The following is a 13,377-nucleotide window of genomic DNA, read 5'->3' as shown; positions in this document are numbered from 1 at the left end:
TGTTTCCGAGGTTCTGATCATGCAGACATGGGTTCGCGTGATGGTCGCCGTGGCGGCACTGGCCGCGGTGGGTGCAATGGTCGCGCACGGCCAAGGGCGATGGGCAGCGGCCATCCTGGCCGCGGTCGCCGTCGTGCTCGCGATCGGCGCCTGGGCAGGGCGCCTGCGCTCCACGCGCCGGCGCGTGCTTTCCTACGTTCAGGTCGTCAAGCCGCCGCTCGGGCACATCGAGCACCGCCAGGCCTGAGGCAACGCGCTTCCAGTCTTCCTGGCGGGCGCGTCCGGGTGAAAGACCGCGGAGCGGCCTGCCGGTGCCTCAAATCGCCTGCGGATCCACATCCACCAGCCACCGGATGATTCCCTGCCCTTCCGGCCCGCGCCGCAGCGCATGCAGCCGTGGATGCCACTGCGCCAGCAGGCGCTGCAGCGCGACCCGCGATTCGCTTTCCACCAGCATCTGCGCGCGCTCCACGTTGGCCACGCGCTGGATCGCCAGCGGCACGGCCGGATAGCGCTGCACCGCGGCCGCCTCGGGCAGATCGTCCACCGCCGCGCTGGCCGCCGTCAGGAAGGCCTGGGCCGCCTCCTGCGTACGCGCGTCGGCGCGCAGCAGCGCCTGGAAGGCGAAGGGCGGCAGGCTGGCGCCGCGCCGCTCCTCCAGCTGCTGTTCGGCGAAGGCCGGATAGTCGTGCCGCCGCAGCGCCGCGAACAGCGGATGCTGCGGATGAAAGCTCTGGATCCACATCTCTGCCCGGCTGCCCTGCGCCGCGAGCCAGGCGCTGTCGCGGCCTGCGCGCCCGCCCGACTGCATCAGCAACGAGAACAGCCGCTCCGGCGCACGGAAGTCGCTGGAGAACAGTGCGCCGTCCGGGTTGATGGCCGCCACCAGCGTGATGCGCCGGAAGTCGTGGCCCTTGGCGATCATCTGCGTGCCCACCAGCACGTCCACCGTGCCGTCGTGCACCTGCGCCAGCTGCTGGGCCAGGGCGCCCTCGTGCCGGGTGCTGTCGGCGTCGATGCGGGCGATGCGCACCGGGCCGCCGCCTTCGCTGTCGGGCCGCTGCACGCCCACCAGCAATTCGGCCAGCTCCTCTTCGAGCCGCTCGGTGCCGCGGCCCACGGGCGCGATGTCGAGGTTGCCGCAGGCCGGGCAGGCGCGGGGCACGCGTTCGGCAAAGCCGCAGTGGTGGCAGCGCAGGCTGCGGTCGATCTTGTGGAAGACGCGGTAGGCGCTGCAGTGGGGGCACTCGCTCTTCCAGCCGCAGTCGCCGCAGGCCAGCACCGGCGCATAGCCCCGGCGGTTGAGCAGCAGCATGCTCTGCTCGCCGCGCGCCACACGCTGGGCGATGGCGTCCACCAGCGCGGCCGACAGGCGGGTGCGCGGCGGCTGCAGGGTCATGTCCACCAGCCGCACGGTCGGCAGGTCGCCGGCGCCGACGCGGCTGGGCATGGCCAGTCGCCGGTAGCGGCCGCCGGCATCGCCGTCCGACGGCGGACGGCTGCCCCACCAGCTTTCCAATGAGGGCGTGGCCGAGCCCAGCAGCACCTTCGCGCCCTCGCGCCGGCCCCGCCACACGGCCAGGTCGCGCGCGGAATAGCGGGCGCCTTCCTGCTGCTTGTAGCTGGGGTCGTGCTCCTCGTCGACCACGATCAGCGCCAGCTTCGGCAGGCTGGCGAAGATGGCCATGCGCGTGCCCAGCACGATGCGCGCGCGGCCCAGGTGCGCGGCCAGCCAGCTGCCCAGGCGCTGCGGGTTGGTCATGCCGCTGTGCATCGACACCACCGCACCTGCGCCGTAGATCGGCGCGAAGCGGGCGATGAAACGGGCCTCCAGCTGGGGCGTGAGGTTGATCTCCGGCACCATCACCAGGGCCTGCGCCTCGGGATCGGCCTCCAGCAGCTCGGCCACGGCCTGGAGATAGACCTCGGTCTTGCCGCTGCCGGTGCTGCCGTGCAGCAGGAAGGCGCCCGCGTCGCCCGAGCGCAGTTCGGCCAGCACGGCGGCCTGCTCGGGCGTGGGGAGCCGAGCCGTGTCGCCATCCACGGCAGCGTCCGGCACCGCCCGGGGCTTGCGCGCCAGTCGTCTCGCAAGCTGGTCCGCGCCCAGCTCCCGCAGCTGGGGCGGCAGGCCGGCGAGCGCCACTTCCCCGACGGCGCGCTGGTAGTAGCGCGCCGCGAATTCCACCAGGTCGCGCCAGCCCTCGGACAGAGGCGGCAACCCCTCCAGCACGGCGGACACGGCGCGCAGCGCGGCGCCTTCGGGCTCTGCCGCCGCCCCGCCCCAGACCACGCCCAGCACTTCCCGCTGACCCAGCGGGACGCGCACCAGCGTCCCTGCCGCGAGAGGGTTCGGCGTGATGTAGGTCAAAGGTTCGGAGATGCCGCTGTGGGCGGGCGTCTGCACCGCCACCCGGACCCGGCTCCCGCTTTGGGAGGCTTCTTTCATGCTTGTTTCAAGAAGCAACGCCTAAGTGATTGATTTTCGGAAGGTTTGCTGGTCATCCAGCGTTCCTGTGGATAACTTTGTTGATAGGCGTCGGCCAAGCCCGCCAAAGCCACGCAGATCAAGGGCTTGGCCAGATTGCCCGCAAAACAGGCATTGGCACGTCGCCATACAAATCAAAGACTTAGGTGCATCCACCCAGGCCTGCAGGCCCTGGCGCCCCTCATCCTTGTTTTGCGCACCGCAACAACGACTTTGTGCATAAGTAATGGCGAGGGGGCTTGACAAAGCGCCGATGCCCTGCAGAGGCCCCATCCATGCGGGTTCGCGGCCCTTACGCCGCGCGGCGCACGCCTTCAAGCGGCGCGTTGGGCGCGGGAATGCCGGTGGACCGCCTCCACCAGCGCCGCCACATGCTCGGGCGGCGTGAACTGGCTGATGCCATGGCCCAGGTTGAAGATGTGCGTGGGGCCGGTCGTGGCCGGATCGCGATGGGGTGCGCCGAAGCGGTCGAGCAGGCGCACGGCCTCGGCCGCCACCCGCCCGGGCGGCGCGAACAGCACGTTGGGGTCGAGGTTGCCCTGCAGCGCCTTGCCCTTCGGGCCTTCGCCCACGCGTGCGCGGGCCACGGCCAGGTCCACGGTCCAGTCCAGGCCCAGCACCTCGCAGTCGAGGCTGGCCATGGCCTCCAGCCACAGGCCGCCGCCCTTGGTGAACACGATGCGCGGCACGCGCCGGCCGTCCGCGCCATCGCGCTTGAGCTGCGACAGCACGCGCGCGGTGTAGGCCAGGCTGAATTCGTGGAAGGCGCCATCGGCCAGCGCGCCCCCCCAGCTGTCGAACACCATCACGGCCTGTGCGCCGGCATCGATCTGGGCGTTGAGGTAGGCGGCCACGGCATCGGCGTTGACGGCCAGCATGCGGTGCATCAGGTCGGGCCGGCCGTACATCAGGGCCTTGGCATGTCGCCAGTCGCTGGAGCCGCTGCCTTCGACCATGTAGCAGGCCAGCGTCCACGGGCTGCCGGAGAAGCCGATCAGCGGCACGCGGCCGGCCAGCGCACGCCGGATGGAGGCGACGGCGTCGAAGACATAGCGCAGCCGCTCCAGGTCGGGCACCTGCAGGGCATCGACCGCCGCCTCGTCGCGCACGGTGCGCGCAAAGCGCGGGCCTTCGCCCGCCTCGAACGACAGGCCCAGGCCCATGGCGTCGGGCACCGTCAGGATGTCGGAGAACAGGATCGCCGCGTCCAGCGGAAAGCGGTCCAGCGGCTGCAGCGTGACTTCGGTGGCGTAGTCGACGTTGGTGGCCAGCCCCATGAAGCTGCCGGCCCTGGCGCGGGTGGCGACGTATTCCGGCAGGTAGCGGCCGGCCTGGCGCATCAGCCAGATGGGCGTGTGGTCGGTGGACTGACGCCAGCAGGCGCGCAGGAAGCTGTCGTTCTGGAGGGGGGCGAAGGGCATCGCGGGATTGTCGCAGCGGTGCCCGGGTCGTGAAGGACTTGGCGGTTGCCGTGGCTGGCGCGATTTTGCCGGCGGGGCGCAGGCGGCGGACGGCGTGCCGTCCACCGCCCGGACTCAACTCGTGCGGTACTTGATCGAGCAGCCGTAGGGCTTGGTGCTCGCCGCGGAGATCGGCCGCCCGCCGTAGGCCTCGGCCAGCGCCTGGTTCACATAGTTGGTGGCGGTCTTGATGTCCTCGGGCCGGGCCGAGGCGATGCTGTCGATGCCGCCGGCATACACCAGCACCCCCTTGGGGTCGATGATGAAGAGGTGCGGCGTGGTGCGCGCGCCGTAGGCCTGGCCCACGATGCCGTCCTCGTCCATCAGCACGGCCGTGGGTGCGCCCGACTGGGCCTTCATCCAGGCGGCGAGTTCTGCCGGCGGCAGGTAGTCGCTGGCGGCGCGCTCGGTGGAGTTGATGGCCAGCCAGACCACGCCGCGGGCGGTGGCCGTCTTCTGCGTGGCCGGCATGTTGCCGCTGCCGTAGTGCTTGCGCACGAAGGGGCAGCCGGGGTTGGTCCATTCCAGCACCACGTACTTGCCGGCGAAGTCGGACAATTGGTGGCGCTGGCCGTTGGTGTCCACTGCGACGAAGTCGGGCGCCTTTTGGCCCACCGCCGGCGCGGCATGGGCCTGGGCATTGATCAGCAGGCTGGCGCCCAGGGCCATGGCCGCGGTCATGACGGCGCGGCGCGAAGCGCGGGAGAGGGCGGCACGGGCTGCGCGGACGTTGCGCGCAGCACGCTCGGTGCGCGATAGGTTGGATGGCGACGGCGAGGTCGACATGGGTGGATCAGCTCCTCATGACAGAAGGGGCCGTCGCACGGTCGTCAGGCGCCGTGGCGGCGGGGTTGAATGATGAAGCGCAACGGGAGCTTAGACCGCTTTCTTGAAGCTCGCGCGACAACCTGTAGGCGACGGGGGAAATCATCTTGCCGCTTGCGTCGAACCTCGCGCGCCGTTCGGTCATTGCATTGTTCGGGGTCGACCGCCGCTGTCCATGGCCTGCCCGCGCAAAGCGACTGGCGGCGGGGGACTACAGCGTGCGCAGCGCTTCGCGCACCTCGGCGGGTGAGAGCAGCTCGCTCAGCACCACCGGAGCCTTCCCGGGCGCCTGCAGCACATACACCGGCACTCCATTGCGGCCCAGCGCATTCAGCGCGGCTGCGATGGCCGGATCGCGCCGGGTCCAGTCGGCGCGCAGCAGCTGCACCCCGCGGGCGTCGAAGTCGGCCAGCAGATCGGCGTTGCCCAGCGTGGTCTTCTTGTTGACCTGGCAGGTGACGCACCAGGCGGCCGTGAAGTCGATGAACACCGGCTTGCCCTTGGCCTGCAGCTGCGCGACCCGCTCGACCGACCAGGGCTGCCAGCGCGCCTCGGCCGACGCGCCGCCCCCCGTGGAAGCCACCGCCGGCGCGCTTTGCAGCAGCAGCGGCCCGAAGCTGGCGGCCAGCGCCGCAAAGCCCAGCGCCAGAGCCCCGCCCAGCAGCAGCCGGGTGCGGCCGGCCAGGCTGCCCAGGGCCCAGACCAAGGCGCTGCCGGCCACCAGCAGCGCCAGCAGTGCGCCCGCGCCGTCGATGCCCGCCTGCTGGCCCAGCACCCACACCAGCCAGGCGACGGTGGCAAACATCGGGAAGGCCAGCAGCCGGCGCAGCGTGTCCATCCAGGGACCGGGCTTGGGCAGCAACCGCGCCACCGCCGGCACGAAGCCGGCCAGCAGGTAGGGCAGGGCCAGGCCCAGACCGAGCGCGGCGAAGAGCAGCAGCGCCTGCGGCGCCGGCAGGCCGATGGCCAGCCCCAGCGAGGCGCCCATGAACGGCGCCGTGCAGGGCGAGGCCACCAGCACCGCCAGCACGCCGGAGAGGAAGTCGTTCAGCACCGGATGGCGGACCTGCGTCCCGGCCAGCCGCGCCGGCGCCAGCATGCCCACCTCGAAGACGCCTGCCAGATTGAGCCCCAGCAAGGTGAACAGCCCGGCCAGCGCCGCCACCATGCCGGGCGACTGCAGCTGGAAGCCCCAGCCCAGTTGGGCGCCGGCCGCGCGCAGCGCGATCAGCAGGCCGCCCAACGCGAGCAGGCTCATCACCACGCCGGCGCTGTAGGCCAGGGCGGCGCGCCGATGGCCGCGCCGGTCGTCGGCATGGCGGGTGAAGCCCAATACCTTGATCGCCAGCACGGGGAAGACGCAGGGCATCAGGTTCAGCAGCAGGCCGCCGGCGAAGGCGCCCAGCAGGGCCAGCAGCAGGCCGGCCGGTGCGACCGGCGTCGGCGCCACGGGCGCGGCCGGGCGGGCATTGGCATCGAGCGCCGCCTGCAGCGCAGGCGAGACGGTGGCGGGTGCGCCCACGGCGGGCCAGCGGCCATCGACCGCGGCGTCCACCCGCCAGCCCACCGGCTGGCCAGCGGCCTCGGCCTTTTTGCGGTCCTCGCCGGTGAGGGCCAGCACCAGCGGCATGCGTGCCGGGCTGGCCGAGCGCTGGTCGGCCACCGGGAACTGCGCCGTCCACACGCCGCCCTCCCAGCGCTGCTGCCAGTCGGTGCCGGTGACGGCGCCGTTGCGCAGCACCTCGGCGGTCTCGGGCATCAGATCCAGCGTGCGGCCCCGGGCGGCGGCGGGCAGGCCCTCGACGCGCAGCGCCAGGCTGCGGGCGTCGGCGGCGAGCTTGGCCGTGGCGGGCGATTCGACGGCCACCGGCCGTGCGGCCCAGGCGGCATCGAACTCGGCCCCATGGCCGGCGGTGGAACTGCGCACCGGCAGGTCAAGCCGGAACTCGCCGTCCTCGGGAATGCATTCCTTGCGGCACACCAGCCAGGTGGCCGACAGGCGGATCGGCAGCGTGGCGGTGCCGGTCAGCGCGGTGGGCGGGCGGAAGTCCGGCGCCACCGTCACGGGCACCGGCAGCAGCACCTCGTTCTCGTAGCCGTAGTTGGCCAGGCTGCCGATGAAGAGCTTGTGCGGCACCGGCCAGTCGACCTCGCCAGCGTCCAGGCCGGGCGGCAGCTGCCAGCGCAGCTCGGTGGGCAGGCCGGAGTCGCCGGCGTTCTTCCAGTAGGTGTGCCACTCGGGCTGGTGGCTGATCTTCAGGCCCAGCCAGACGGTGGCGCCGGGGCCCACGCCCTGCGGCGCCTGGGCCACCAGTTCGGCCCGCACATGCGGCGTGGTGACGACGGCGCTGCCGCCGCCGTTGCTGCCGGGCGCGAGCTGGGCGGATGCGTGGGGCAGCAGGCCCGTGGCCAGCAGGAAGGCCGCGAAGAGCGGCAGCAGCCAGCGGGCAGTAAGAAGGGAGTGGGCGGTGCGCATGCGCGGGGTCGGAGCGGGGCCCGGGCCTGAAGTTCCGGCCGCCAGGGTTGTCGATCCGTTCTTGCCGCCAGCCACGGCGCATCCGTCCACGGCGTAGGCCGCCGCGTGCCGCCAGGCCGCCATCACGCGCCCTCGGCGAAGGCCAGCACCACGCGCCGGGTCTGCGCGCCCTTCTTCTCGACCTTGGCCACGCGCAGCGCGCCGATCTCGGCGATGTTGGCCACATGCGTGCCGCCGCAGGGCTGCAGGTCGATGGGCGCCTCGGCGCTGCCGACGCGGATGGTGCGCACCGTGCCGCTGCCGCGCGGCGGCTGCACGCTCATGCTCTTGACCAGGCCGGGGTTGGCGTCCAGCTCGGCATCGGTGACGCTGCCCACGGTCACCGGCAGCGCCTGCGCCACCAGGGCGGCCAGGCCTTCGGCCAGGGCCGCAGCGTCCAGCGCCTCGCTCATGTGGAAATCCACGCGCACCGCCTCGGGCGTGATGGAACAGCCGTTGACCGGCTGTGCCACCAGGTGGCAGAGCAGATGGCTGGCGGTGTGCAGCCGCATCATGCGATGGCGTCGGTCCCAGTCGATGGCGGCCGTGACGGTGTCGCCGGGCGCGATCCGCGCAAGAAGCGCGTCCTGACCCGGTGCGGCCAGGTGCCAGATCTCGGCCGTGGGCCGGCCTTCCGCGTCCTTGCCCTTGCGGGTGTCGGCGATGACCAGCTCGGAGCCATCGGCCAGGCGCAGCATGCCGCTGTCGCCGGCCTGGCCGCCGCCCAGCGGATAGAACACGGTGCGGTCCAGCACCACGGTGCCGGCTGCGGCGTCCACCCGCCGCACGCGGGCGGGGCAGTCGCGCAGGTAGGCGTCGGCGCGGAACAGGTCGCCGGTGGGGGTGGGCGGGGTGGCAGGCGCAGCCGGCGAAGGCGCAGCCGCGGTGGCGTCGGCGGTCATCCGTCGATGGTAGCCCTGGGGCCGCCGGCGGCTAGGAGAACCGGGCAGCGTCCGGCTTCCGGCTAAGCGCGGCCTGCGACTACATGCGCCGCCTCAGGCGGCCACGATCATTCGCGCCCATGATGCGCACCGCCACCCTCACCCTTGCCGCTGCCGCGGTGCTGGCCCTGGCCGGCTGCGGCGACACCGCCAAACTGCCCTTCGAGGCCGGCACCGGTCCCAACCCGCAGCTGCCCGCGCCCAACAAGACGCTGCTGCCCACCATGAAGGTGGCGTCCGCCACGGGCTGGCAGGACACCGCTGCCCCCACGCCATTGCCCGGCTTCAAGGTGACGGCCCTGACGCGCGGGCTGGAGCATCCGCGCTGGGTCTATGTGCTGCCCAACGGCGACGTGCTGGTGGCCGAAAGCGACCGGCCCCGCAATGCCGACCCCAAGCCGGGTGGCTTCTTCGACAAGATCAAGGAGAAGGTCACCGGCCTGGTGATGAAGCGCGCCGGCTCCGGCACACCCAGCGCCGACCGGATCACCCTGCTGCGCGACGCCGATGGCGACGGCGTGGCCGAGACGCGCACCGTCTTCGCGAGCAGCCTGACCTCGCCCTTCGGCATGGCGCTGGTGGGCAACGAGCTGTTCGTGGCCAATGCCGATGCACTGGTGAAGCTGCCCTACACCGAAGGCCAGACCCAGGCCGGCGGCCCGGCCGTGAAGGTGACGGACCTGCCCGCCAGCTTCAACCACCACTGGACCAAGAACGTTCTCGCCAGCCGCGACGGCAGCAAGCTCTATGTCACCGTGGGGAGCAACAGCAACATCGCCGACTACGGCATGCAGCACGAGGAGGGCCGCGCCGCCATCTGGGAGGTGGACCGCGCCACTGGTGCCAAGCGCCTCATGGCCAGCGGCCTGCGCAATCCCAACGGCATGGCCTGGGAGCCCGACACGAATGTGCTGTGGACCGTGGTCAACGAGCGCGACGAGATCGGCAGCGACCTGGTGCCCGACTACCTGACCTCGGTGCGCGACGGCGGCTTCTACGGCTGGCCCTGGAGCTACTGGGGCGGCGTGGTCGACACCCGCGTGCAGCCCCAGCAGCCCGAGAAGGTGGCGACGGCCATCCGTCCCGACTATGCGCTGGGCAACCACGTGGCGCCGCTGGGCCTGGCCTTCTCCAGCGCGCGCGGCATGCCGGAGGAATTCGCCAACGGCGCCTTCATCGGCGAGCACGGCTCCTGGAACCGCAACCCGCCCTCGGGCTACCGCGTGAGCTTCGTGCCCTTCATCGGCGGCAAGCCCAGCGGCGCGCCGCGCGAGTTCCTCACCGGCTTCCTCTCGGCCGACGGCAAGGCGCTGGGCCGGCCGGTGGGCGTGGCGCTGGACAAGTCGGGCGCCCTGCTGGTGGCCGACGACGTGGGCGGCGCGGTCTGGCGCGTGTCGCGGGCCCGCTGATCCCGGCCGGCTCGCCTGTCGCGCCCGGTCAGCTGCCGCCCGCCTCGGGCGGCAGCAGCGCATGGGCCGTCATGTCGGCGCAGATCAGCCGCACCTGACGCTGCACTTCGCGCGCAATCTCCTCACGCCGCTCGGCCGTCAGCCGGCCCGAGATCGCGGCCACGCTGATCGCCGCCACCGGGTTGTCCGGCGGAAAGGCCACGCCGATGGCCGCCGTGCCGGGCGTCACCACGCTGTCCAGAAACGAGTAGCCCTGCTGCCGCCCCTGCGCCACGACCTCGCGCAGGAAGTCGGCCGAGAAAGAGGCGTACTTCTCGTAGCGGTGGCCATTGGCCTGGATGATCGACTCCGCCTCCGCGGCCGGCATGGCACACAGCATGGCCAGGCCGCCCGCGCCCACGCCTAGCGGCCGGCGGATGCCGATGTCCAGCGGCAAGGCCTTGATGGGGTAGTCGCCCAGCGCGCGGTTGGTGCACACCGCTTCCAGGCCGCTGCGCTCGCTGAGGTAGAGCGTGTCCTGCGTCGTCTCGGCCAGCCGGTGCAGGGCGGCGTCGCACAGCTCGCTGAGCCGGTAGCGAGGGCGCGCCAGCAGACCCAGCTCGTGCAGCAGCGGCCCCAGGTAGTACTTGCGGGTGCGGGCATCGCGGTCGACCAGGCCCTCCAGTTCCAGCCGCGCGAGCATGCGGAAGCAGGTGCTCTGCGGCAGCCCGCTGGTGGCCGCCACCTCCCCGATGCGCATGCCGTTGCGACCGCGGGACGCCACAACGCGGAGCATGTTGACCACCCGTTCGATGCTCTGCGTACCGGTGCGTGTCTGTCCACCTTGTGGCGGTGCACCGGCGTCTTCTGCCGCTTCCTCGTTCTCTTCACTCATGCGGGCTTTGTAGTTTGCATCCACATTGTGGGCAATCTAGGGTTAACCGCATCAGGGTGAACCGGGTGCAAGCCCTGTAATTCATCCATGGGTGCCGAACAAGGCGCCACATTGTGGATAAGGAGACGAGGCGCTATGCCCCAGACGATGACCGAGAAGATCCTGGCCCGCGTGGCCGGGCTGCCTGCCGTGAAGGCCGGTGACGAGATCCTGGCCCGGCCGGATTTCGTGATCGCCTACGACTTCCCCGGTTACACCGACGTGTTCTTCAAGGAGGCCCGCGAGGAGTTCGGCGTCGAGAAGGTCACGAGCCCCGAGCGCTTCGTGCTGTTCATCGACCACATGGTCCCGGCCGCCGCGCCCAAGGAAGAAGAGCTGCACCGCGTCACCCGCGCCTGGGGCGCCGAGCAGGGCGTGCCGGTGCATGAGCGCGAGGGCATCGGCCACCAGGTGTCGGCCGAGCTGGGCTATGCCACGCCCGGCGCCTTCGCGGTGCATTTCGACGGCCATGTGAGTCAGCTGGGCGCCTTCGGCACCCTGGCCTTCGGCGCCCGCAAGAGCGTGCTCGAGACCTTCGTGAGCGAGAAGATGGCGCTCACCGTGCCCGCCACCGTCAAGGTCGAACTCACCGGCACGCTGCAGCCGGGCGTGATGGCGCGCGACGTGTTCCACCACATGGTGCGGGTGATGGGCCCGTCCTCCTGCCGCTTCAAGGTGGTGGAGCTCAGCGGCCCGGTGATCGACGCCATGAGCATCGAAGGCCGCCAGACCATCTGCGGCCAGGCCATGTTCCTGGGCGCCACCACCATGCTGATCGCGCCCGACGCCAAGACGCTGGCGTACACCCGCGAGCGGGCCAAGATCGCGCTGGAGCCGGTGTATCCCGATGCCGACGCCGTGTACGAGCGCGTGGTGCAGATCGACGTCTCGGCGCTGGAGCCCATCGTCGTGGCGCCGCCCAGCCCCGCCAACACGCGCGACCTGGCCGAGTACGCGGGCCTGGAGGTGCACACCGGCTACCTGGGCTCCTGCGCCAGCGGCCGGCTGGAGGACCTGCGCGCCGCCGCCGACGTGCTGCGCGGCAAGCGCATCAAGCCGGGCTTCCAGCTGCATGTGGTGCCCACCTCGCAGGCCATCATGTCGCAGGCCGCGCGCGAAGGCCTGATCGCCACCCTGGTGGATGCCGGCGCCTTCATCAGCTCGTCGAGCTGCGACTACTGCTACGGCCGCATCGCCACCATGGCCGACGGCCAGCGCGCGGTGTCCACCGGCACGCTGAACACCCCGGGCCGCATGGGCAGCTCGGACACGGAGATCTTCCTGTGCAATGCGGCGGTGGTCGCCGCCTCGGCGCTGGAAGGGCGCATCGCCGACCCGCGGCCCTACCTGGCGGCCGCCGCCGCCGAAGGGAGCGCGGCATGAGCGCCCAACTGCCCAACCTCGAAGGCCGCGCGGCCTGGATCTTCACCGAGGACGACTACGACATCGACCTCATCGTCGGCATCAAGAACATCAAGATCACCGACATCCACGAGCTGGCCGCGGTCACCATGACCAGCTACGACCCGCAGTTCGCCGCCAGCGTGCAAAAAGGCGACCTGCTGGTGGGCGGCCACAACTTCGGCTACGGCCATCCGCACTATCCGGCCATGCGGGCCATGCGCCACCTGGGCGTGGCGGGCGTGATCGCCGAATCCTTCTCGCCCGGCTTCTTCCGCGGCGAGATCAGCATGGGCTTTCCGCTCGTCACCTGCCCAGGCATCCGCGACGCCACCGAGCGCTGGCAGCGGCTGCGCGTGGACTGGGCGCTCGGCCGCGTGATCAACCTCGACACCGGTGCCGAACTGCCCTTCGAGCCGTTGTCGTCGGTGGAGCGCGGCACGCTGGCGGCCGGCGGATTCATCCCCTACCTGAAGGCGCGGCTGGCGCGCGAGGCGGCGCAGAAGGCCGCCGCCGCAGACGCCGCCACCACCGGCGCCGCCGCAGGCTGAGGGCGCCGCGCATGCTGCAGATGATCGTCAGCGGCGTCGCCCTGGGCGCCATCTACGGGCTCATCGCCCTGGGCATCGTGATGGTGTTCAAGGCCACGGGCATCCTGAACTTCGCGCATGGCGAGGCCGCCATGCTGTCGGCCTTCACCGCCTGCACGCTGGTGCGCCTGGGCCTGCCGATGTGGGCGGTGGTGCCGCTCACGCTGCTGTTCGGCGCGGCGTTGGGCATGCTGATCGAGCGCTTCATCATCCGGCGCTTTATCGGCAAGGCCCTGCTGTCTTCGGCCATCTGCACGCTGGGGCTGTTCCTGCTGTTCGGCGACATGGCCATCTGGATCTGGGGCAAGGACACGCAGGAGCTGCCGAGCATCTTCCCGAGCACGCCGCTGCAGGTGGGCGATGCCGTGGTGTCGGGCATCGACCTGGGCATCGTGGCGGTGTGCGCCACGCTGGCCGCGGCGCTGTTCGCCTTCTTCCGCTTCACGCGGCTGGGCATCGCCATGCAGGCCACCATGGAGAACCCGGTGGCGGCCCGGCTGATGGGCATTCCCATCAAGCGCATCTATGCGCTGGCCTGGGCGCTGTCGCACGTCATCGCGGCGGCGGCGGGGCTGCTGATCGCGCCGCTGACCTTCGTGCACTTCTCGATGATGCAGCACGCGCTGCACTTCGCCTTCGCGGCGGCGGTGCTGGGCGGCATCGGCAGCATGCCGGGCGCGCTGCTGGGCGGCGTGATCATCGGCGTGAGCAGCAACCTCACCGGCGCCTATGTGTCCTCGGCCTGGAAGGACGCCGTGCCCTTCATCGTGATGCTGGCCATCCTGGTGCTGCGCCCGCACGGGCTGCTCGCGCGCCGGCAGGTCAAGAAGGTTTGAGA

The 13,377-nt window shown here is 71.4% G+C and carries 11 protein-coding genes; 5 read left to right on the top strand and 6 right to left on the bottom strand.

From position 1 onward, the window contains the following. The first annotated feature begins 19 nt into the window (after nt 1-19). Nucleotides 20-247 (top strand): hypothetical protein, encoded by a 228-nt coding sequence (locus QZ772_RS02695; RefSeq protein ID WP_295522774.1) that lies wholly within the window; start codon nt 20-22, stop codon nt 245-247. 69 nt (nt 248-316) lie between these two features. Here the strand turns inward: QZ772_RS02695 and priA are convergent, their stop codons facing one another. The 5 genes from priA to QZ772_RS02670 all read right to left on the bottom strand — a co-directional run bounded on the left by priA (nt 317) and on the right by QZ772_RS02670 (nt 8,187). Beyond that, nucleotides 317-2,446 (bottom strand): primosomal protein N', encoded by a 2,130-nt coding sequence (gene priA, locus QZ772_RS02690; RefSeq protein ID WP_295522771.1) that lies wholly within the window; start codon nt 2,444-2,446, stop codon nt 317-319. A gap of 353 nt (nt 2,447-2,799) precedes the next feature. Further along, nucleotides 2,800-3,906, bottom strand: coding sequence for a uroporphyrinogen decarboxylase (hemE, locus tag QZ772_RS02685; protein ID WP_295522769.1), 1,107 nt, complete (start codon nt 3,904-3,906; stop codon nt 2,800-2,802). Between the two features lie 114 nt (nt 3,907-4,020). After that, nucleotides 4,021-4,731 carry a thioredoxin family protein gene (locus QZ772_RS02680; protein ID WP_295522767.1) on the bottom strand — a complete coding sequence of 237 codons (711 nt, stop codon included), beginning with the start codon at nt 4,729-4,731 and terminating at the stop codon, nt 4,021-4,023. Nucleotides 4,732-4,981: 250 nt separating this feature from the next. Then, a complete protein-coding gene (locus tag QZ772_RS02675; RefSeq protein WP_295522765.1) occupies nt 4,982-7,246 on the bottom strand; it encodes a thioredoxin family protein in 2,265 nt (754 codons plus the stop codon). Nucleotides 7,247-7,368: 122 nt separating this feature from the next. Beyond that, complete coding sequence (locus tag QZ772_RS02670) at nt 7,369-8,187, bottom strand: alanyl-tRNA editing protein (RefSeq protein ID WP_295522763.1); 819 nt, start codon at nt 8,185-8,187, stop codon at nt 7,369-7,371. Between the two features lie 119 nt (nt 8,188-8,306). Here QZ772_RS02670 and QZ772_RS02665 point away from each other — a divergent pair, with 119 nt between their 5' ends. Continuing rightward, entirely contained in the window at nt 8,307-9,635 is a 1,329-nt protein-coding gene (locus QZ772_RS02665) for a sorbosone dehydrogenase family protein (protein ID WP_295522761.1), read from the top strand. A 28-nt stretch (nt 9,636-9,663) separates the two neighbouring features. On the opposite strand, the gene QZ772_RS02660 is transcribed toward QZ772_RS02665, so the two are convergent. After that, a complete protein-coding gene (locus QZ772_RS02660; protein ID WP_295522759.1) occupies nt 9,664-10,509 on the bottom strand; it encodes an IclR family transcriptional regulator in 846 nt (281 codons plus the stop codon). 147 nt (nt 10,510-10,656) lie between these two features. On the opposite strand from QZ772_RS02660, the gene QZ772_RS02655 reads away from it, so the two are divergent. The 3 genes from QZ772_RS02655 to QZ772_RS02645 are packed head-to-tail and all read left to right on the top strand — an operon-like array spanning nt 10,657 to nt 13,375. Beyond that, nucleotides 10,657-11,931, top strand: coding sequence for an aconitase family protein (locus tag QZ772_RS02655; protein ID WP_295522757.1), 1,275 nt, complete (start codon nt 10,657-10,659; stop codon nt 11,929-11,931). Continuing rightward, complete coding sequence (locus QZ772_RS02650; protein WP_295522755.1) at nt 11,928-12,500, top strand: 3-isopropylmalate dehydratase; 573 nt, start codon at nt 11,928-11,930, stop codon at nt 12,498-12,500. Before QZ772_RS02655 ends, QZ772_RS02650 begins: the two co-directional genes overlap by 4 nt. 11 nt (nt 12,501-12,511) lie before the next feature. Continuing rightward, complete coding sequence (locus QZ772_RS02645) at nt 12,512-13,375, top strand: branched-chain amino acid ABC transporter permease (protein WP_017762000.1); 864 nt, start codon at nt 12,512-12,514, stop codon at nt 13,373-13,375. Nucleotides 13,376-13,377 lie beyond the last annotated feature (2 nt).

The organism is uncultured Pseudacidovorax sp. (assembly GCF_913773995.1).
Classification (GTDB): domain Bacteria; phylum Pseudomonadota; class Gammaproteobacteria; order Burkholderiales; family Burkholderiaceae_C; genus Xenophilus.
The sequence above is the reverse complement of the archived record's forward strand: the minus strand, read 5'-3'. Positions and strand labels throughout refer to the sequence as shown.

Coding starts and splice junctions, on each gene's coding strand:
- QZ772_RS02665 (WP_295522761.1), top strand. CDS start 8,307: ATGATGCGCACCGCCACCCTCACCCTTGCCGCTGCCGCGGTGCTGGCC.
- QZ772_RS02680 (WP_295522767.1), bottom strand. CDS start 4,731: ATGTCGACCTCGCCGTCGCCATCCAACCTATCGCGCACCGAGCGTGCT.
- priA (WP_295522771.1), bottom strand. CDS start 2,446: ATGAAAGAAGCCTCCCAAAGCGGGAGCCGGGTCCGGGTGGCGGTGCAG.
- QZ772_RS02645 (WP_017762000.1), top strand. CDS start 12,512: ATGCTGCAGATGATCGTCAGCGGCGTCGCCCTGGGCGCCATCTACGGG.
- QZ772_RS02650 (WP_295522755.1), top strand. CDS start 11,928: ATGAGCGCCCAACTGCCCAACCTCGAAGGCCGCGCGGCCTGGATCTTC.
- hemE (WP_295522769.1), bottom strand. CDS start 3,906: ATGCCCTTCGCCCCCCTCCAGAACGACAGCTTCCTGCGCGCCTGCTGG.
- QZ772_RS02670 (WP_295522763.1), bottom strand. CDS start 8,187: ATGACCGCCGACGCCACCGCGGCTGCGCCTTCGCCGGCTGCGCCTGCC.
- QZ772_RS02655 (WP_295522757.1), top strand. CDS start 10,657: ATGACCGAGAAGATCCTGGCCCGCGTGGCCGGGCTGCCTGCCGTGAAG.
- QZ772_RS02695 (WP_295522774.1), top strand. CDS start 20: ATGCAGACATGGGTTCGCGTGATGGTCGCCGTGGCGGCACTGGCCGCG.
- QZ772_RS02660 (WP_295522759.1), bottom strand. CDS start 10,509: ATGAGTGAAGAGAACGAGGAAGCGGCAGAAGACGCCGGTGCACCGCCA.
- QZ772_RS02675 (WP_295522765.1), bottom strand. CDS start 7,246: ATGCGCACCGCCCACTCCCTTCTTACTGCCCGCTGGCTGCTGCCGCTC.